General features: G+C 33.9%; 19 protein-coding genes. 10 read left to right on the top strand and 9 right to left on the bottom strand.

The window, feature by feature from the left end; genetic code table 11:
- Positions 1 to 129: 129 nt before the first annotated feature.
- Entirely contained in the window at positions 130 to 843 is a 714-nt protein-coding gene (locus H600_RS0113605) for a YebC/PmpR family DNA-binding transcriptional regulator (protein WP_026729302.1), read from the top strand.
- Positions 844 to 982: 139 nt separating this feature from the next.
- The gene (locus H600_RS0113600; protein ID WP_026729301.1) at positions 983 to 1,186 is read left to right on the top strand and encodes a hypothetical protein; all 204 of its coding nucleotides are present in this window, start codon (positions 983 to 985) and stop codon (positions 1,184 to 1,186) included.
- A gap of 70 nt (positions 1,187 to 1,256) precedes the next feature.
- On the opposite strand, the gene H600_RS0113595 is transcribed toward H600_RS0113600, so the two are convergent.
- From H600_RS0113595 to H600_RS0113580, 4 genes are all read right to left on the bottom strand, one after another.
- Complete coding sequence (locus H600_RS0113595) at positions 1,257 to 2,147, bottom strand: LamG domain-containing protein (protein ID WP_026729300.1); 891 nt, start codon at positions 2,145 to 2,147, stop codon at positions 1,257 to 1,259.
- Between the two features lie 381 nt (positions 2,148 to 2,528).
- Positions 2,529 to 3,455, bottom strand: coding sequence for a LamG domain-containing protein (locus tag H600_RS0113590; protein WP_026729299.1), 927 nt, complete (start codon positions 3,453 to 3,455; stop codon positions 2,529 to 2,531).
- A gap of 387 nt (positions 3,456 to 3,842) precedes the next feature.
- The gene (gene capA / locus H600_RS0113585; RefSeq protein ID WP_026729298.1) at positions 3,843 to 4,883 is read right to left on the bottom strand and encodes a cysteate synthase; all 1,041 of its coding nucleotides are present in this window, start codon (positions 4,881 to 4,883) and stop codon (positions 3,843 to 3,845) included.
- Positions 4,884 to 4,952: 69 nt separating this feature from the next.
- Positions 4,953 to 7,013, bottom strand: coding sequence for a S9 family peptidase (locus H600_RS0113580; protein WP_026729297.1), 2,061 nt, complete (start codon positions 7,011 to 7,013; stop codon positions 4,953 to 4,955).
- A gap of 144 nt (positions 7,014 to 7,157) precedes the next feature.
- Between H600_RS0113580 and H600_RS0113575 the strand changes: the two genes are divergently transcribed.
- Complete coding sequence (locus H600_RS0113575) at positions 7,158 to 7,478, top strand: YbaB/EbfC family nucleoid-associated protein (RefSeq protein ID WP_026729296.1); 321 nt, start codon at positions 7,158 to 7,160, stop codon at positions 7,476 to 7,478.
- 135 nt (positions 7,479 to 7,613) lie between these two features.
- Here H600_RS0113575 and H600_RS0113570 read toward each other — a convergent pair whose 3' ends face one another.
- Positions 7,614 to 8,633 (bottom strand): threonine aldolase family protein, encoded by a 1,020-nt coding sequence (locus H600_RS0113570; RefSeq protein WP_026729295.1) that lies wholly within the window; start codon positions 8,631 to 8,633, stop codon positions 7,614 to 7,616.
- Positions 8,634 to 8,970: 337 nt separating this feature from the next.
- Between H600_RS0113570 and prfB the strand changes: the two genes are divergently transcribed.
- The 7 genes from prfB to hemN all read left to right on the top strand — a co-directional run bounded on the left by prfB (position 8,971) and on the right by hemN (position 15,540).
- Positions 8,971 to 10,069, top strand: a protein-coding gene (prfB, locus tag H600_RS0113565; protein WP_157509921.1) for a peptide chain release factor 2 whose coding sequence is annotated in 2 segments (ribosomal slippage) — positions 8,971 to 9,033 and positions 9,035 to 10,069 — 1,098 coding nt in all. Because the reading frame shifts where the segments join, the coding sequence is not laid out codon by codon here.
- A gap of 153 nt (positions 10,070 to 10,222) precedes the next feature.
- On the top strand, positions 10,223 to 10,666 hold the full coding sequence (gene msrB / locus H600_RS0113560; protein ID WP_026729293.1) for a peptide-methionine (R)-S-oxide reductase MsrB: 444 nt from the start codon (positions 10,223 to 10,225) through the stop codon (positions 10,664 to 10,666).
- A 168-nt stretch (positions 10,667 to 10,834) separates the two neighbouring features.
- A complete protein-coding gene (locus tag H600_RS0113555; protein WP_026729292.1) occupies positions 10,835 to 12,463 on the top strand; it encodes an acyl-CoA carboxylase subunit beta in 1,629 nt (542 codons plus the stop codon).
- 123 nt (positions 12,464 to 12,586) lie between these two features.
- The gene (locus H600_RS0113550; protein ID WP_026729291.1) at positions 12,587 to 13,009 is read left to right on the top strand and encodes a DoxX family protein; all 423 of its coding nucleotides are present in this window, start codon (positions 12,587 to 12,589) and stop codon (positions 13,007 to 13,009) included.
- Positions 13,010 to 13,123: 114 nt separating this feature from the next.
- Positions 13,124 to 13,471 (top strand): hypothetical protein, encoded by a 348-nt coding sequence (locus tag H600_RS0113545; protein WP_026729290.1) that lies wholly within the window; start codon positions 13,124 to 13,126, stop codon positions 13,469 to 13,471.
- A 112-nt stretch (positions 13,472 to 13,583) separates the two neighbouring features.
- A complete protein-coding gene (locus H600_RS0113540) occupies positions 13,584 to 14,060 on the top strand; it encodes a hypothetical protein (RefSeq protein WP_026729289.1) in 477 nt (158 codons plus the stop codon).
- A gap of 118 nt (positions 14,061 to 14,178) precedes the next feature.
- Positions 14,179 to 15,540, top strand: coding sequence for an oxygen-independent coproporphyrinogen III oxidase (hemN, locus tag H600_RS0113535; RefSeq protein ID WP_026729288.1), 1,362 nt, complete (start codon positions 14,179 to 14,181; stop codon positions 15,538 to 15,540).
- Positions 15,541 to 15,547: 7 nt separating this feature from the next.
- Here hemN and H600_RS0113530 read toward each other — a convergent pair whose 3' ends face one another.
- The 4 genes from H600_RS0113530 to H600_RS0113515 are packed head-to-tail and all read right to left on the bottom strand — an operon-like array spanning position 15,548 to position 19,124.
- Positions 15,548 to 16,249, bottom strand: coding sequence for a sulfite exporter TauE/SafE family protein (locus H600_RS0113530; RefSeq protein WP_026729287.1), 702 nt, complete (start codon positions 16,247 to 16,249; stop codon positions 15,548 to 15,550).
- 46 nt (positions 16,250 to 16,295) lie between these two features.
- Positions 16,296 to 16,745, bottom strand: a complete 450-nt coding sequence (locus H600_RS0113525) for a FixH family protein (protein ID WP_026729286.1) — start codon at positions 16,743 to 16,745, stop codon at positions 16,296 to 16,298.
- A gap of 12 nt (positions 16,746 to 16,757) precedes the next feature.
- Positions 16,758 to 18,176 (bottom strand): cytochrome c oxidase accessory protein CcoG, encoded by a 1,419-nt coding sequence (gene ccoG, locus H600_RS0113520; RefSeq protein WP_026729285.1) that lies wholly within the window; start codon positions 18,174 to 18,176, stop codon positions 16,758 to 16,760.
- A 6-nt stretch (positions 18,177 to 18,182) separates the two neighbouring features.
- Positions 18,183 to 19,124, bottom strand: coding sequence for a cbb3-type cytochrome c oxidase N-terminal domain-containing protein (locus H600_RS0113515; RefSeq protein ID WP_026729284.1), 942 nt, complete (start codon positions 19,122 to 19,124; stop codon positions 18,183 to 18,185).
- Positions 19,125 to 19,281 lie beyond the last annotated feature (157 nt).

The following is a 19,281-nucleotide window of genomic DNA, read 5'->3' as shown; positions in this document are numbered from 1 at the left end:
ATGTTTCACGTTTTCATCAGAACTTGAAACATGAAACATGAAACTTAAAACATCAAAAAAAAGAATAATTTTGTTTTTGGAAAAATAAGGAATAACCGTATTTTTGCATCACAAAACTAAAAATTAGAAATGGGAAGAGCGTTCGAATTTAGAAAAGGAAGAAAAATGAAGCGTTGGTCAGCAATGGCCAAAACATTTACCAGAATTGGTAAAGATATCGTTATGGCTGTTAAAGAAGGCGGACCAAACCCAGACGCCAATTCTAGATTAAGAGCTGTAATACAAAACGCGAAAGCGGCCAACATGCCTAAAGACAATGTGGAGCGCGCGATCAAAAATGCAAGCAATAAAGATACTGCCAACTATAAAGAGATTTTGTTTGAAGGATATGCGCCTCACGGAATCGCAATCTTGATTGAAACTGCTTCTGACAACAACAACAGAACTGTTGCAAACATCCGCAGTTATTTCAACAAATGCAATGGAACTATGGGAACTCAAGGTTCTGTTGAATTTATGTTTGACCATACTTGCAACTTCAGAATTGCCAATAATGGTCTAGATGCTGAAGAATTAGAATTAGAATTAATCGATTTTGGTGCTGAGGAAGTTTTTGAAGACGAAGACGGAATCTTGATCTATGCTCCTTTTGGAAGTTTTGGTGCTTTGCAAAAAGAATTAGAAAACAGAGGTCTTGAAATCCTTTCTTCTGGTTTTGAGCGTATTCCGCAAATCACTAAAGAACTGACTGAAGCTCAAATCGCTGATGTTGAAAAACTGATTGAAAAAATCGAAGAAGATGATGACGTAATGAACGTTTATCATACAATGAAAGAAGAATAATATTCTAAAATACCTCACAAATAAAGCCTTGGATTTTTCTAAGGCTTTATTGTTTGTAATCGTTTTAAACTAAGATTACATTTGTCCAAAAAACATATTTACTACTATATTTGCAACTCCTCAAATAAAAATTAAAAAAATGCAAACATCAAAATACACAAGAATAGCAGTCGTTGTACTGGTAGTTTTATTTTTAGTATTAAGCGTAATAAGCTGCAGTACACACGTACACACAAGCGGACCAGCACATACATCTAAAAAAGTACCACCCGGACAGGCTAAAAAAATGTCTGGAAGCAAAAGCGCTAAAGCTTACGCACCAGGACAACAAAAGAAAAACTAAACAAAAATGCCTTCTGAAATTCAGAAGGCATTTTTATTTATAAGTTATTCCTTAAAACCTAAGTATTAGATTATTTTTTCGCTTTTGTTACTTTCAACAAATATGTACCTTCAGGCAAATCTGTTATATTAGAAGCATTACTGCCTGTAATTTTTCTTCCTTGTGAGAAAACCTCAATTGTTTTAGCGTTAGTATTATTTTCTGCTGGACTAACTGAAGAAACTGGGGCTTTTGATGCAGTTGGCGTTTTCACAGTTGGCGTAACAGCTACTTTTTTTGAATTATTTGTTTCGGCCATTCCAGCTGGCTTTGAACTGTTATATGATTCTAAAACTTGCTCATCTGTCATGGCAACATTATATATTTTAAGATCATCTATATCAGCATTTAAAGTCGTGCTCGTATTGATTTGTCCAACTCTTAAAACATAGCCTTTTGTCGCGCGCGTAATCCCACTTGCTGTTTTTAATAGTTCGCCGTTACGATAAATTTTAGAATTACTTCCATCATAAGTAATATTGTATTGATACCAAACATCTTTTTGCAATGGAACTGAGACAACAACATTGTTTGTATCGCCCCAACCAACCAAACTCAAATCTGAATTTCCTGAAACTGCTGGTTGCTGTACTAATCCAAAAAATTGAGCATTTGTAGGCGTGCCATAACCTAAAATATAATTTGCGGTTGTGACATTATTAAATTTTATCCAAAAAGATACTGATCTAGACTTATTATCTTGCGGAAGATCTCCAACCATACCTTGTAAAACCTTATTAGTAATACGTTGTGCTGTTTTAGGAGCACCAGTTCTATCAGTTACAAAATTAGCAGTCCCTAATAAAGATACTGAATTGTCGGTACTGTTTAAAGTACCGTTAAAAGTAAATTCCTGTACTGGATTTTGGGCATTCATATTTAAAAAAGTTACAAACATTAACGTAAGTAATAATCTTTTCATATTTACATTTTTTGGGGTTAAAATATTTTATTTTGGTTATTTATAGTGTACAAATAAAAAAAACAGTTAAGCAATAAAAACCCATAAATCATCTCACAATAATTTTAGATTTTTTGTTAAAATTATAATTTTAATTCAAAGGCGCAAAACATTTGTCGAGCATCAGTACGATATTCTTATTAAAAGAGTAAAATATAAAAAACACTCATCATATTGCTCAACATTTGTAAAAACATTTTTACAAAAAGCCTCCTTCGCAACGAATAAAAAAAAACCTTCTGAAATTCAAAAGGTTTTTTCTACTATCCAAAATAAATTGCCTACTAAACAACTTGATAAAAAAACTAAAAAACTAACTATTTCTATTAACCAAATTTTCACTTATTTCGACGTTACTTTCTTTGATGGTGCATTTGTCACTTTTAACAAATACGTACCTTCAGGTAAATCATTGATGCTCATAGAATTGTCTCCAAGCACTTTTTGCCCTTGTGAGTACACTTCAATATTTTTTGCAACTGCGTTTACATCACTATCTTTAATAATTGAGGCAGATGGTGTTGCTTTAACAGCAACTTTACCTGTACCCGTAGCAGTCTTTGTTGGGATTGTTTTAGTTACTACGGTTGTTTCTTTAGCAACTGCAATAATGGGTTTTGACTCTTCATAGAGTGCAGCAACCTGCTCGCCAGTCATAGCTACATTATAAATTTTCAAGTCATCAATATCAGCATTTATGCCAACTGTCGTATTTATTTCTCCTAATCTGAAAATGTTACCTTTTGTTGAGCGTTCAATCCCGCCTAAAGATTTTAGCAATACTCCATCACGATAAATTTTAGACACAGTTCCATCATAAGTAATTGTGTATAAGTACCAAGTTCCTTTTGCCAATGGAACTGAAACAATCACATCATTTTTTGCTCCCCATCCTGCCAGACTAAGATCTGAATTTGAAGATGCAGTGCCTTGTTGCAACAAACCATAGTATTGAGCATTATAGGCAGTTCCATAACCCAAAATATAATTCGCTTTCGAAATATCATTCAGTTTTACCCAAACACTTATTGTTCGTGCAGCATTATTTTGAGGCAAATCATCAATAATAGCTTCCATCGCTTTATTATTTAAGCGTTGCGCTCCATTAAGATTTCCCATACGATCAGAGACAAAATTATTTGTTCCCATGAAAGTAATTGTATTTTGTGTATTGTTCAAGGTTCCGTTGAAGTTAAACTCCTGAATAGGATTTTGCGCAGTAGCATTCAAATAACTTACAAACATTAATGAGAGTAGTAATTTTTTCATAGCGATAGATTTAGGGTTATTAAAAAACTTTGTGTCATTTTAACACTGCTAAACTATATTTTTATGTTTTTCAGCCGAAATTTTTCCGATAACTAACCTAAATAATCGTTTAAATAACCAAAATTGATGATTTTAAACGCCTAATTGTATTTATTTATAACTACAGCAATAGTATTAAATTTTTGAATTTAATTCAAGTAACAGCAAAACTTCTTACGTATAAATACGGTATTTACAATATTTTGTCAATTATAAATATTCAGCAAAAAAACAACATTACTAGATTTTACAAAACTAAAATTCATCATTACTAAGGAGTTTTATCTAATTACCAAAAAAAAGCCCCATCAATATGATGGGGCTTTTATATCTTGGAAAAGTAGTTACTTACTTTACAAATTCAATTTTTTGAACTTCTTCCTCATTGATGCTATCAAAGAATCCTTGTTCGTTCATCCAGTCATCACTAAATACTTTGCTCATATAGCGAGAACCATGGTCTGGGAAAATAGCAATAATATTGCTGTCTTTAGTGAATTCGCCTTCTTCAGCATATTGTTTAATCGCCTGCATTACTGCCCCAGAAGTATATCCCACAAACAAACCTTCTTTACGAGTAATCTCTCTTGCAGAATGGGCACTTTCCTCGTCGGTTACTTTCATGAATTTATCAATGATATCAAAATCTGTAGCTGACGGAATCAAGTTTTTCCCTAAACCTTCTATACGATACGGGTAAATTTCTTTGCTGTCAAACTCTTTTGTTTCGTGATATTTTTTCAAAACAGAACCAAAAGCATCAACACCAAGAATTCTGATGTTAGGATTTTGCTCTTTTAAGAATTTTGCGGTTCCAGAAATTGTTCCTCCTGTTCCGCTACAAGCAATTAAGTGTGTGATTTTTCCTTTTGTCTGTTCCCAAATTTCTGGACCAGTAGTGTTGTAGTGTGCATCAATATTCAATTGATTAAAATATTGATTGATGTAAACTGAGCCTTTTGTTTCTTCGTGTAAACGTTTGGCTACATTGTAATAAGATCTTTCATCATCTGCTGAAACGTGTGCTGGGCAAACATAAACTTTTGCTCCTAAACTTCTCAACATGTCAATCTTATCTTTTGATGATTTTGAACTTACTGCTAAAATACAGTTATATCCTTTAATAATGCTGACCATTGCCAAACTGAATCCAGTATTTCCAGATGTAGTTTCAATGATCGTGTCACCTGGCGACAAAATTCCTTTTCTCTCAGCTTCTTCAATAATATATAACGCGATTCTATCTTTTGAGGAATGACCTGGATTAAAAGCTTCTACCTTTGCGTAGAAATTTCCTTCTAACTCTTCGGTGATTTTATTTAGCTTAATAAGCGGGGTGTTACCTATTAATTCTAAAACATTATTATAAGCATTTATTTCTTCTTTCATAAAAAAATAGTTAATCAAAGGCTTTTTAAAAAACCCCGATAGGTTGCAAATTTAACAAAATTTTTCTAATTAGCTTTTAATTTTCTCTAAATCTAATAAAAAACTAAATTCTTTTGCTAAGTCCTTCAAAGCCTCAAAACGTCCTGAAGCACCACCATGTCCGGCATCCATATTGGTATCTAAAAACAAAAGCTTCTCATTTGTCTTCATATTTCGCAATTTAGCTACCCATTTGGCAGGCTCCCAATATTGTACCTGCGAATCGTGCAATCCTGTTGATACATACATATTTGGGTAATCTTGAGCTTTTACATTATCATACGGTGAGTACGATAACATATAATCATAATATTTCTTATTGTTTGGGTTTCCCCATTCGTCGTATTCGCCTGTTGTTAACGGAATAGTATCATCTAACATTGTCGTAATTACATCAACAAAAGGAACCTGAGCAATTACTCCGTTGTATAATTCGGGCGCTTCATTTGTTATAACTCCCATCAAAAGTCCGCCTGCTGATCCCCCTTCTGCATATAAATGATCAGAAGAAGTATATTTCTCGTTTATTACAAATTTAGAGCAATCGATGAAATCTGTAAAGGTATTTTTCTTTTTTAACAGTTTTCCGTCTTCATACCATTGCCTTCCTAAGTCTTCTCCACCACGTATATGAGCGATGGCGTAAACAAATCCGCGGTCTAACAGCGAAAGCCTTGTTGATGAGAAATAAGTATCCATGGTAATTCCGTATGAGCCATATGCATACAATAAAAGCGGATTTTTGCCATTTTTCTCTAATCCTTTTCGATAAATCATCGAAATTGGCACTTTTACACCGTCTCTTGCTGTTGCCCAAACACGCTCTTCGATATAATTTTCTTTATCGAATTTTCCGCCTAAAACCTGTTGCTCTTTTAAGATTTCTTTGGTTTTGGTCTTCATATTAAAATCAATTACAGACGATGGCGTTGCAAGTGACTGATAACTATAACGCAAAATATCGGTATCAAAATCAATATTTGTTGTGGTGTAAGCGTTGTATGTTTCGCTTCCAAAAGGCAAATAATAATCTGGCTCTCCGTTCCAAGGCATAATCCTGATATGATTCAAACCATTTGAGCGTTCTTCTACAACTAAATAATTCTTGAAAATTTCAATATCTTCTAACAAAACATCTTCTCTGTGCGGAATAACATCTACCCAGTTTCTCTTGCCTGTTTTATTTTCAGGCGTTTTCATCAATTTAAAGTTGGTCGCTTTGTCTTTATTGGTCAAAACGTAAAACGAATCTTCAAAATGCGAAATGCTATATTCTAATCCGCGTACACGTGTTTGAAAAACTTCAAATTCTCCATCTGGATTATCAGAATTCAAAATTCTATATTCAGTCGTTAGAGTACTTCCAGAACTTATTACAATGTATTTTTTAGATTTTTCTTTGTGCACAGAAACATTAAAAGTATCATCTGTTTCATTATAAACCAAAACATCAGCTGCAGAATCTGTATTTAGTTTATGTCTGAAAATTTTATCTGCGCGTAATGTAACTTCATCTTGTCTGGCATAAAACAATGTATTATTGTCATTTGCCCAAACTGAACTTCCAGTTGCATTTTCGATTTTATCTGAAAGAATTTCTCCTGTTTCTAAGTTTTTAACTTGAACGGTATAAATTCTTCTCCCCACAATATCTACTCCAAAACTGGCAAATTTATTATCTGGACTAATGCTTAAACCGCCTAATTTGAAGTAAGCATGACCTTTTGCCAATTCGTTGCAGTCGAACAAAATTTCTTCATCTGCAGAAAGGCTTCCTTTTTTTCTGGCAAAAATTGGATAATCCTGACCGGTTTCAAAACGTGTGATGTAGAAATAACCGTTATAAAAATAAGGAACCGAAGAATCATCTTCTTTAATTCTGCTTTTCATTTCCTCATACAGTGATTCTTGCAAATCTTTTGTATGTGCAGTCATATTCTGGTAATAATCGTTTTCCTTATTCAAGTAATCAATAACCTCTGGATTTTCACGGTCATTCAGCCAAAAGTAATTGTCAATTCTAGTTTCTTTATGCTTTTTAAGTTTTTTAGGAATCTCTTTAGCCTTTGGAGCATTTATATTGTTTTGCATTGATTGAGCATTTATTTTAAATACGAGGAAGCAAAAGTAGTACAATCAAAACAGAACGGAAATTAAATTTTTCATAAAATATTCTATTGATTTACCACAGCAATATACTAATTTTGTCTGAAATAATTTAAAAAATCAACAAAAATGGATTTAATGGGAATGATGGGCAAACTTAAAGAAACCCAACAAAAAATTGAAGATACTAAAAAACGCTTAGATACTGTTTTAATTGATGAGCAAAGCGCTGACGGATTATTGAAAATTACAATTACAGCAAGCAGAAAAATAAAAACAGTCTCAATTGATGACTCTCTTTTAGAAGATAAAGAACAATTAGAAGATTATCTAATCGTAACATTAAATAAAGCTATTGAAAAAGCTACAAACATAAACGAAAGAGAACTTGACGCTGTTGCAAAAATGGACATGCCAATGATTCCTGGGATGGATAATCTCTTTAAATAAGATTCTAAGAGACTAAGGTTCTAAGTTGCTAAGATTTATAAAAACAGCGATTAAAAAAAGACGTACAAATTGTACGTTTTTTTTTAAAAGCAAAAGAAAAACCTTAGAATCTTAGCAACTTAGAACCTTAGCATCTTAAATTTTCGAGAAAATTTCCATCACATACGTATGCATCACTTCTTTGTAATCTAAATGCGTTACTATTCGAAGTTTATTTCGGCCTAAGGAACTTATTAATATATTTTTCTGTTTTAATTTTTCGATTAAAAGCGTATCGCTGTAACCTTCTGCCAAAGAAAAAATCAAAATATTAGTTTCAACAGGTTCAACACTTGAAACCCAAGATTTTGTGCTTAAAATAGCTCCAATTTCTTTAGCTCTTCTGTGATCTTCTGCTAATCTTTCAATATTATTTGCTAAAGCATACAATCCTGCCGCCGCTAAATAACCAACTTGACGCATTCCTCCTCCTAATATCTTCCTGATTCTCAACGCCCTGTGAATATCAGCTTTGCTTCCAAGAAGAACAGAACCAATTGGCGCACCTAATCCTTTTGACAAACAAACCGAAATTGTATCGAAAAGCAATCCAAACTCCTTTGGATTTTGTCTTTTAGCAACTAATGCATTCCAAATTCTTGCTCCATCTAAATGAAATTTCAAATTATGGGCTTCGCACACTTTTTTGATTTCTCTCAAATCTTCCAACTCGTAACAAGCTCCACCTCCTTTATTGGTTGTATTTTCTACACATACCAAACTCGTTAAGGGACTATGATAAAACTCTGGATCATTGATTGCGGCTTCAACCTGAGATGCGTTGATCATACCTCTATCACCATCTAACAAACAGCATGATACACCACTATTAAACGAAACTCCTCCTCCTTCATAATGAAAAACGTGTGCAAATTTGTCGGCAATCAATTGTTCACCTGGTTGCGTGTGGAGTTTAATGGCTGTTTGATTTGCCATAGTTCCAGACGGAAAAAAAAGCCCAGCTTCCATACCAAAAAAATCGGCTACTCTATTCTCTAACTCGATAACCGTAGGATCCTGCTTGTATACATCATCGCCAACTTGTGCGTTGAACATGTATTGCAGCATCTCATGTGTTGGTTTTGTAATGGTATCGCTAATTAAATTTATTTCCATATGAAACTAATATCTTTTTTTGGACAGCAAAATTACATATTACTGCTATTTAATAATCGTAAGTTTTAATAAATTTTAACTTTCGATTACTATACAACCAAATTAACGTAATATTTGTAAAAAACATATAAAACTAACATTAATAATTCAAAAATCGGTTATCATTCTTTCAGTTTATTTTTATTAATGCCGAAAGCACAATTATATTTTAAACAATTGCTATTGCAGAAATTTATTGCGGTATTATGAAAACTAAATCTTATTTTTGTACAACGAAATTACACAAACAAATTGACGTAATCTCTGCAAAAAAACATATAAAACTACTTATTAATTTATGACAACAGCCGAACAAGTAAAAGGTATTGTGGAGCGCCTTGGTGCGTTGAGGAGGTATCTTTGACGTTGATGCCAAGCTAATCGAAATTGCAAACGAAGAGGAAAAAACTTTTGCACCTGATTTTTGGAACAACCCAAAAGAAGCCGAAAACATTGTAAAAAATCTTCGAAACAAAAAAAAATGGATTGAAGATTACGACAAAGCCGTATCGCTTACAGATGAATTGCAGCTGGCTTATGACTTTTACAAAGAAGGCGAACTTTCTGTAGATGAATTAGACGAGCAATACAATGCAGCGCAATCTCACATTGAAAACATCGAATTCAAAAACATGCTTTCTGATGAAGGTGACAGCTTGAGCGCGGTTGTACAGATCACTGCTGGAGCTGGCGGAACTGAAAGCTGCGACTGGGCTGGAATGCTAATGCGTATGTACATGATGTGGGGCGAAAGTTATGGCTATAAAATCAAAGAACTTAACTTTCAGGAAGGTGACGTTGCTGGAATCAAAACCGTTACTTTAGAATTCGAAGGAGATTATTCTTTTGGATATCTAAAAGGAGAAAATGGAGTTCACCGCTTGGTTCGAATTTCACCTTTTGATAGTAATGCAAAGCGTCATACTTCATTCGTCTCGGTTTATGTTTATCCATTAGTTGATGATAGTATCGAAATCGACATTAATCCTGCCGATATCGAGATTACGACTTCTCGTTCAAGTGGTGCCGGAGGTCAGAACGTAAATAAAGTTGAAACTAAAGTTCAATTGGTCCACAAACCAACGGGAATTCAGATTCAATGTTCTGAAACGCGTTCACAACAAGACAACAGACAGCGTGCTATGCAGATGCTTCGTTCTCAATTATATGAAATCGAATTAAAGAAACAACAAGCACAACGTGCTGATATTGAAGCCGGAAAAATGAAAATTGAGTGGGGTTCGCAAATTCGTAACTACGTAATGCAACCTTATAAATTAGTAAAAGATGTTCGTACCGGTTATGAAACCAGCGACGTCGATGGTGTTATGAACGGAAATATTGACCCATTCCTTAAAGCATATTTAATGATGATGGGGCAGAAAGTGGAAGAGTAAGCAGTTTTCAGTTGCAGTCGCAGTCGCAGTTTTCAGTTAACTGAGACTGAGACTGAGACTGAGACTGAGACTGAGACTGAGACTGAGACTGGGACTGCGACTGCGACTGCGACTGAATACTGAGACTGCGACTGAAAACTTAAAAAATTAGTTATGATAAAATGGGCCGATGTAATTCATTTTACAAATAAAGGAAATCCAGCTCCAGATAAAAGAGTGGAAAAAACGGAAGAAGAATGGAAACAAATCTTGAATCCAGAAGAATTTCAAGTTACTCGATTGAAAGGAACTGAAAGATCTTTCAGCTCAGAGTTGTGCAGTTTATTTGATCCGGGAATTTACGAATGTAAATGTTGCGGAACAGTCCTTTTTGATGCAAGCGAGAAATTTGAATCAGGAACAGGATGGCCATCCTTTACACAGCCAATCAAAGAAAATGCAATTGCTTATCACGCTGATCGATCATACGGAATGGTTCGTGTTGAAGTAGCCTGCAATATTTGTGATTCTCATTTAGGTCATGTTTTCCCTGACGGGCCACCCCCTAGCGGTTTGCGTTATTGTATAAATGCTGTTTCACTTTCTAAGGTAAAATAGTCTTCACATTATCGAATAAATAAAAAACAGAAGTATTTGCTTCTGTTTTTTTTATGCCTTATCAAAAAAATATTCCAAATTTAGAATAGCACATTTCTGAAAGATTCGATTTATTTCAATTGATTTTGTAAATTAGCCAACACTATTTTGTAAAAAAAGCAATATCTCATGGATTTAAACTTCAATAAAAACGAAGATCACAATAAATTACTACTTTCAGAATTAAAACAAAAATTTGCCAAAGTAAAATTAGGCGGTGGCGAAAAACGAATTGCAAAACTTCACTCCGAAGGAAAAATGACTGCTCGTGAACGTATTGCTTATTTATTGGATGAAAATTCAGAAAATATTGAAATTGGCGGTTTCGCTGGCGAAGGAATGTACAAAGAACATGGCGGATGTCCATCAGGTGGCGTTGTAGTAAAAATTGGCTACATAAAAGGCAAACAATGCATTGTTGTTGCCAATGACGCAACAGTAAAAGCCGGAGCTTGGTTCCCAATTACAGGAAAGAAAAACCTTCGCGCACAAGAAATCGCTATAGAAAACCGACTTCCAATTATTTATCTTGTTGACAGTGCCGGAGTTTATCTGCCAATGCAAGATGAAATCTTCCCGGATAAAGAACATTTTGGTCGAATCTTTAGAAACAATGCCCAAATGAGCAGTATGGGAATTACCCAAATTGCTGCTGTAATGGGAAGTTGTGTTGCTGGGGGAGCTTATTTGCCAATTATGAGTGACGAAGCTTTAATCGTTGACAAAACCGGAAGTATTTTCCTTGCGGGAAGTTATTTGGTAAAAGCCGCGATTGGCGAAACTATTGATAATGAAACTTTAGGAGGTGCTACAACACATTGCGAAATCTCCGGAGTAACTGATTATAAAGCGAAAGACGATAAAGATGCTTTAGATAAAATCAAAAATATTGTTGACAAAATTGGTGATTTCGACAAAGCTGGCTATAGCCGAATCAAAGCTCAAAAACCTGCTTTAGACCCGAATGATATTTACGGGATTTTGCCAAAAGCTCGCACAGAACAGTACGATATGATGGAAATCATCAAACGTTTGGTCGATAATTCTGAATTTGAACCTTATAAGGAAGGTTACGGCCAGTCTTTGATTACAGGTTATGCCAGAATCAATGGCTGGGCAGTTGGAATCGTTGCCAATCAACGAAAAGTGGTGAAAACCAAAAAAGGCGAAATGCAGTTTGGAGGCGTAATTTATTCTGATAGTGCTGACAAAGCAACTCGTTTTATTGCAAATTGCAATCAAAAGAAAATTCCGTTAGTCTTTCTACAAGATGTTACTGGATTTATGGTTGGTTCAAAATCAGAACATGGCGGCATCATAAAAGACGGCGCAAAAATGGTTAATGCAGTGAGCAATTCTGTAGTCCCAAAATTCACTGTAATTGTTGGAAACTCTTATGGCGCTGGAAATTATGCCATGTGTGGAAAAGCTTATGACCCAAGATTAATTTTCGCCTGGCCAAGCGCAGAACTTGCTGTAATGGGCGGCACGCAAGCGGCAAAAGTTTTGGCACAAATTGAAGCTTCTTCACTTAAAGCAAAAGGAGAAATTGTGGATGAAGCTAAAGAAACGGAACTTTTCAATAAAATTAAAGCAAAATATGACGAACAAGTTTCTCCTTATTATGCGGCATCAAGATTATGGACAGATGCTATTATTGACCCGCTTGATACCCGCAAATGGATCTCGATGGGAATTGAAGCAGCAAACCATGCCCCTATTCAAAAACCATTTAATTTGGGCGTAATTCAGGTTTAAAACATTCCCAAATTCTCAAAACAAGCCAAACAAACACCAAAAAACTCATTTTCAAGGACTTATTATTAAATATGTGATTAAATTTTTGTAATTTTAATAAACAATTTTTAATCACGCAATGTCATGGAAAATGTAAAAAGCTTGAATAAATGGGCTAATTCGCACACTTATTTACCAGTAGATTTAGTACGTATCGTATTGGGTGTTTTTTTATTTATGAAAGGAGTTTCATTTGTAACTAACGTTCAATATCTGCATGATTTAATTTCTCCAATCGATCAGTTTGGAGGCGGAATGTTCCTATTACATTATATTGCGCCCGCGCATATGATAGGAGGAATAATGATCGTTTTTGGTCTGCTCACTCGCTGGGCAATTGCCGCACAGCTGCCAATTCTTTTTGGTGCTGTTTTAATTAATTTCATGGGACGAATGCACTCTGAAAGCTTGTTTCTTGCAATAACAGTATTACTGCTTTGCATTTTCTTTCTATTTTATGGCGGGGGAAAGCATTCTGCCGATTATTACTTTAAAATGCAACAATAAAATAATTACATCCTCAGCCAAATAAGCTGAGGATACTATAAAAAAAGCATTTTTAAGAAGTAATTAGCACTTCAAAATTTCTTTTATTGTGTTTTATGAACTAAATTCGCCACCATGAATTGGATTCGTAGAACTGTATTATTTATTTCACTTTTGATTATTGGATTTTTTGCTGCTCAAGCAAACGAAATTCCTATGCAAAAAATCGAAATTGAAAAAACAGACACCAATTTCACAAAAGATATTCCAGATTCATCTGCATTTATCCAGCCACAAGCAAGTTATCAGTTTGCTGCCAGCATTAAAACAGAGTATCCAGTCGCCATAAAATGGTTTGATTCTTTGTTATCAATTGTACCGCAACATGAAGCTGTTAAATCAACTTTCAATTTTACCCGTCAATTTTCGACTCAAAGCAAGAAAATCTCTTTGATGCTCTACGCTTTCCATTTTTTTTGGTAAATAAATCCCTGAAATTAATTCGAAAGAACACTTCTTTTATCATTCTTAAACCGTTTTCTTACTGAAAACAGTTTGTAATTTCATATTATTTAATCAATTAAAAAAATCAAAAATGGAAACAAGTGTAACCATTATTGGTGTTGTGATTGCAATTATAGTCGCAATTCCAATCTATTTTTCAGCACGATCGAGCGCTGCAAACAAATCGAAAATTTTAAATATCAAAAAGAAATTCAATTCAGTACATCCTGAAGATTTTGATCTGACCGAATCTCAAAACAACAAAACACTTACATTAGATCAAAAAAACCGAAAATTCATTTTAATGAATTTCAATCCAAATCAGCAAGAGTCAACTTTTATAGATTTAAAAAATGTTTCTTCTTGCAAATTAGTTTTGACTAGAGATGGAAATTCTGATACAATTCTAAAAATTGATTTTGAGTTCCAAGAAAAAGAAACCTTAAAAAAAATCACTATACCTTTCTATGATTTTGATGATGATCGAATAAAACAGATCAGTGCAAATCAAGATCATGTTTTTGCAAAAAAATGGCTTAAAATCATCGAAGATTCTATTTCACGTTAGTTATTTAATTCAGAAAAGAGGCTCAACTATTGAGTCTCTTTTTTTATGCAGTATGATATTTATCATTTTAATTTTTAAACTGTCATTGTAATTTTGATGATCTCTAAATGTTTTATTTATGAAAATTTCACTGACTCAGAAATACAACGTCCCAGGTCCAAGATATACAAGTTATCCAACCGTTCCGTATTGGAATGAAATCGATTTTACTTTAGAAAAATGGATAACATCTTTTCAAAAATCATTTTTAGAAAGCAATACGGAAAACGGAATCAGTTTGTATATTCATTTGCCTTTTTGCGAAAGCATGTGCACATTTTGTGGCTGCAACAAACGAATTACAAAAAATCATTCTGTCGAAGATGTTTATATAAATGCCGTTTTAAAAGAATGGAGCCTATACTGTGAATTGCTTCCGGCAAAACCACTTATCAAAGAAATTCATTTAGGCGGCGGAACACCAACTTTTTTTTCGGTTTCAAATTTAGAAAATCTTATAAATGGAATTTTTAAGCTAGCAGATAAAGCTGAAAATTATGAATTCAGTTTTGAAGGACATCCAAATAATACTACTTACGAACAACTTAAAAAATTATATGATCTAGGCTTTCGCCGTGTAAGTTTTGGCGTGCAGGATTATGCCGAAAAAGTTCAAAAAGCCATCCATCGCATTCAGCCATTTCATAATGTTGCCAAGGTAACTTTTTGGGCAAAAGAAATAGGCTACACCTCAATTGGGCATGATATTATTTTTGGGCTTCCGTTCCAAACTTTAGAAAATATTGTAGATACAATTGAAAAAACAAATTCATTGAAACCTGATCGATTAGCATTTTACAGCTATGCCCACGTGCCTTGGATAAAAGGAAACGGCCAGCGTGGCTTTAACGAAGAAAACCTGCCAAAAGATTCTGAAAAAAGAATGCTATATGAAACAGGAAAAAAACTGCTCGCTGCAAATGGTTATCATGAAGTTGGAATGGACCATTTTGCATTACCTTCAGACAGTTTATTCAAATCTGCAATTAATAAAAAAATGCATCGAAATTTCATGGGCTATAGTGCATCAAAAACACAGCTTATGATTGGCTTGGGCGTTTCTTCAATAAGTGACAGCTGGTATAGTTTTGCCCAAAATACTAAAGCTCTAGAAGAGTATTATAAAATTTTGAAATCTAATCAACTCCCTGTTGTCAAAGGCCACATTTTAAATAATGAAGACTTGATTATTAGAAAACATATTTTAAACCTAACCTGCGAACTTGAAACTTCCTGGGACAAAGATTTATATTTCAAAGAATTGCCAGAAGTTTTATTGGCTTTAAAAGAAATTGAAAATGACGAGTTGATTAAAATCGAAGAAAACAGAATTAAAATTACAGAAGCCGGAAGGCCTTTTGTTCGCAACATCTGTATGGCGTTTGATTTGCATTTAAAAAGAAAATCACCTGAAACAAATTTGTTTTCAATGACAATTTAATGAAAGTTTAGTGGCAATTGGGAGTTTGTTGAACAAACAAACTCATGTTTGAAGGAGATAGATAAGGAATCCCTAATCCCAAACCTCTCAAAATAAATAGAACACCGATAAATACTGCTACATAAGGAATTGCCTTCTGAATTTTATTTCGGAAAGGCAATTTTAATAATGAATGCATATAGACCACAATAGTCATTAAAGGAATAGTTCCTAATCCATAAAGCAACATGTAGAGGACACCTAAACTAGCACTTTGCATCGCAATTGCACCAAATAAAGCTACATATACCATTCCGCAAGGAAGACAACCATTCAATAATCCGATTATAAAAAGTGATTTGTAAGTTTTCTTTTTAAATTGACTTCCTAAACTTGATTTAATTTTTGAGATTACTTTGTAAACAGGTTTTGAGAAGTTGTATTTGGCAAAGTTTTTTTCAGGAATTAAAACGATAGCAATCATTGCAATACCAATAAAGATTGATATTTTCTGCTGAATTCCTGCCATAAAAAAGCCACGCCCTAATAAACCGAAAATCAAGCCTATTGTTGCATAAGCAGTCAAACGCCCTAAATGATAAGTGATGATTTGTGTTGCTTTTTTTGCCTCATTCTGATGATCAACAGGGAGCATCACCGCAATTGGCCCGCACATCCCCACGCAATGAAGACTGCTGATAAGACCTAATATGAATGCAGAATACAACATTGATATTTAAATATAAATTATAAGTTTCACTTTTGACTTACCAAAATTAGTTCACATAGATCACTTCTTTTGTCAAGTATTTTGTTCCATTGTATTGCCATTCCATATTGACATCCCAACGACCTTTAACCAATTTATCTTTTGGAATTACTAAAGCTGAATTTGTCAAAGCTATCTTAGTATTAAAATCAAATTTCTTATTTGAAGGTCGATATAATAAAACATTCCCTGTTATTTTATCACTTTCAAAAGTTGCAGGAAATGCCACTTTCACACCAGCCTCACCAAAAGTAATTGAAGGCTTTTGCTGTAAATCATGTGCATTTTGAACACGCGCCATTTCTTCTTGAAAATGTGAATCGTGTTTATAATATTCTTCAACAACTAAATCATTGTCATACTTAGCATTAGACTGAACTTCAAAAACGAAGTACAATATAAAACTCATAAAAAGAGCAAAAGCTATAACAATTCCGGTTCCCCAATTTATTTTCATGATATACTAATTTTAATTAAAACTTCTTGGACCTAAAAAGTTCGTTTTTGTAGTTTCAAGCAATTCTTTGCCATTATAAACACCAATTTTGATCGTCGTTTTATCACTTTCCAAGATTGCTTCGTTAATTTCTATAAACAATGTTCCTTGTGCGGTTTCTTCTCTTTTAATTTTGAAATTTTTATTCCCCACATTTTTAATTTCACCTTTTTGATCAATTAGCTCAAAATGAATATCACTGTAATCTTTCATTGTTTTATTAACTATTTTATAGGTATAAACATTGCTAATTTTATCGCCTTTATGCTGGAATAATTGTCCTGGCAAACGCAAAATTATAGCTTCAACATTAGTTCTTAAAAATAACATTCCAACAAAAACACTTAACAAAATAAACAAAACGGCTGTATAACCTTTCATTCTATTTGTGAATTTAAAAGGTTCTTTTTTAGCAATTTCATCTTCTGAGGCGTAACGAATAAGGCCTTTTGGCAAACCTACGCTCTCCATTATATGATCACATTCGTCTATACAAGCGGTACAGTTTGTACACTCTAATTGCGTCCCGTTTCTGATGTCAATTCCCATTGGGCATACATGGACACATTGAAGGCAATCGATGCAATCTCCTTTTCCAGTTAAAGCTCGATCTTCCTTTTTATTGAACTTTCCACGTCCGTTTTCTTTTTCGCCTCGAACAAAATCATAAGCAACGTTAATAGATTTATTGTCTAAAAGAACACCTTGGAGTCGTCCATATGGACAAGCAATTATACAAACCTGCTCACGAAACCAAACAAAAACAAAGTAGAAAACACCTGTAAAAATAAGCAGTGCAATGAAATTGCTTGCTTGCTTTACCGGACCTTGCTCAATCATTAAAAACAATTGATCACTGCCTACTAAATATGCTAAAAATATATTTGCAATACCAAAAGAAATCAAAAAGAAAACAGTCCATTTTAGGAGCCTTTTTCTAATTTTTTCGCCATTCCATTCTTGTCGGGCTAAACGTGATTGAGAACCTCTATCTCCGTCAATCCAATATTCGATTCGACGAAAGACCATCTCTAAAAAAATCGTTTGCGGACAAATCCATCCACAAAAAATCCTTCCAAAAACAACCGTAAAAAGAATAACGAAAACTACCCCAACAAGCATTGAGATTACGAAAAGATAGAAATCCTGTGGCCAAAATGGAAAACCAAAAATATTAAAACGACGTTCGATAACATTGAACATCATAAATTGATTACCATTGATTTTTATAAATGGATTTGCAACGAGAATAGCTAATAAAACATAGCTGACAATCTTTCTATAATCATAGAATTTACCAGACGGTTTTTTAGGAAAAATAAATTTTCGATTACCGCCTTCATCAATTGTTCCAATGGTATCTCTAAAAGCTTCGTCTGGTAAATTTGACATGATTTTCTATTTTTTAACTTCTGTACTATCTTTTGTATTAGTTGCTGTTGCTTCTTTTTTTGGAGCATTTTCATCTACCCAAATGTCACCTTCCGCTTCTTTTGGATCTTTAGGGTTGCTTCCTTGCAAAGACAAAATATAACTTGCAACTTTCTGAATATCTTTTGGTTTCATACCATTTGTTTTCCATGAAACCATTCCTTTTCCGTCACGACCTCCATTTGTAATCGTATGGAAAACATTTTTAATGCCACCTCCTAAAATCCAGTGATCATCTGTCAAATTTGGACCAATCTGTCCTCCTCCATCTGCTCTGTGGCAAGCCGCACAATTTGCCATAAAGATTTCTTTTCCTGCGGCCAAACTTGGTTCATCAGTAAGCAACACCACAGTTTTCTCATCCATTAAATCTGGAGCAGTTTTCAGGTATTCTTCTACATCAATCTTAGCCTGAGCCATTTCTTTCTTAAGCTCCATTTCTTGATCATCTCCTCCTAAAATTTGATAATGAACAAGATATACAGCACTAAAAATGATACAGATATAGAACAAATACACCCACCAAGGCGGTAGATTATTATCGAGTTCTTTGATTCCATCATAATCATGATCCATCAGCAACTCGCCTTCTTTTTCAATTGGTTCAGTTTTTGTGAGCTTGTGCATCAGCTCTTTAAACCAAGTGCTTTCTGTTAAACTTAAACTATTTTCATAATCCAATTTGGCTTTTTCTTCAGGCGACATTAGTTGGTACATCACTCTGTTCACTGCATTAAGTGTAATTTCAATTGCAATCAATACAAATAGAAATACAAATAAAAAGACAGAAACCATTGGATATTTTATAAATGCCGGTTTATCACCTGAATCAATAAAATATTCCATCAACGCAAAACCGATGAAGAAAATAAGCGGTACTCTTACATATACTGGGAAAAATTTTTTCATTTTATTTATCTTTTGAAATTATACCAAGTCCTCATTTAGAGGAATTTCACTCATTTCTCTAATCTTGTCTTTTTTATATGAAAACACCCAAAAGGCTAATCCAACGAAAAACAAAAAGAAAATCAAGAGAGAGAGAATCGGGTAAAGTTCTACACCC

The organism is Flavobacterium denitrificans DSM 15936, assembly GCF_000425445.1.
GTDB lineage: Bacteria > Bacteroidota > Bacteroidia > Flavobacteriales > Flavobacteriaceae > Flavobacterium > Flavobacterium denitrificans.
The sequence above is the reverse complement of the archived record's forward strand: the minus strand, read 5'-3'. Positions and strand labels throughout refer to the sequence as shown.

Bases quoted from the DNA above. Each gene is read 5' to 3' on its own strand.
- H600_RS0113595 (WP_026729300.1), bottom strand. From the start codon at position 2,147: ATGAAAAGATTATTACTTACGTTAATGTTTGTAACTTTTTTAAATATG.
- H600_RS0113540 (WP_026729289.1), top strand. From the start codon at position 13,584: ATGGAAACAAGTGTAACCATTATTGGTGTTGTGATTGCAATTATAGTC.
- H600_RS0113600 (WP_026729301.1), top strand. From the start codon at position 983: ATGCAAACATCAAAATACACAAGAATAGCAGTCGTTGTACTGGTAGTT.
- H600_RS0113550 (WP_026729291.1), top strand. From the start codon at position 12,587: ATGGAAAATGTAAAAAGCTTGAATAAATGGGCTAATTCGCACACTTAT.
- H600_RS0113590 (WP_026729299.1), bottom strand. From the start codon at position 3,455: ATGAAAAAATTACTACTCTCATTAATGTTTGTAAGTTATTTGAATGCT.
- msrB (WP_026729293.1), top strand. From the start codon at position 10,223: ATGATAAAATGGGCCGATGTAATTCATTTTACAAATAAAGGAAATCCA.
- H600_RS0113555 (WP_026729292.1), top strand. From the start codon at position 10,835: ATGGATTTAAACTTCAATAAAAACGAAGATCACAATAAATTACTACTT.
- ccoG (WP_026729285.1), bottom strand. From the start codon at position 18,176: ATGTCAAATTTACCAGACGAAGCTTTTAGAGATACCATTGGAACAATT.
- H600_RS0113525 (WP_026729286.1), bottom strand. From the start codon at position 16,745: ATGAAAATAAATTGGGGAACCGGAATTGTTATAGCTTTTGCTCTTTTT.
- H600_RS0113530 (WP_026729287.1), bottom strand. From the start codon at position 16,249: ATGTTGTATTCTGCATTCATATTAGGTCTTATCAGCAGTCTTCATTGC.
- H600_RS0113570 (WP_026729295.1), bottom strand. From the start codon at position 8,633: ATGGAAATAAATTTAATTAGCGATACCATTACAAAACCAACACATGAG.
- H600_RS0113575 (WP_026729296.1), top strand. From the start codon at position 7,158: ATGGATTTAATGGGAATGATGGGCAAACTTAAAGAAACCCAACAAAAA.
- H600_RS0113545 (WP_026729290.1), top strand. From the start codon at position 13,124: ATGAATTGGATTCGTAGAACTGTATTATTTATTTCACTTTTGATTATT.
- H600_RS0113605 (WP_026729302.1), top strand. From the start codon at position 130: ATGGGAAGAGCGTTCGAATTTAGAAAAGGAAGAAAAATGAAGCGTTGG.
- H600_RS0113515 (WP_026729284.1), bottom strand. From the start codon at position 19,124: ATGAAAAAATTTTTCCCAGTATATGTAAGAGTACCGCTTATTTTCTTC.
- H600_RS0113580 (WP_026729297.1), bottom strand. From the start codon at position 7,013: ATGCAAAACAATATAAATGCTCCAAAGGCTAAAGAGATTCCTAAAAAA.
- capA (WP_026729298.1), bottom strand. From the start codon at position 4,883: ATGAAAGAAGAAATAAATGCTTATAATAATGTTTTAGAATTAATAGGT.
- hemN (WP_026729288.1), top strand. From the start codon at position 14,179: ATGAAAATTTCACTGACTCAGAAATACAACGTCCCAGGTCCAAGATAT.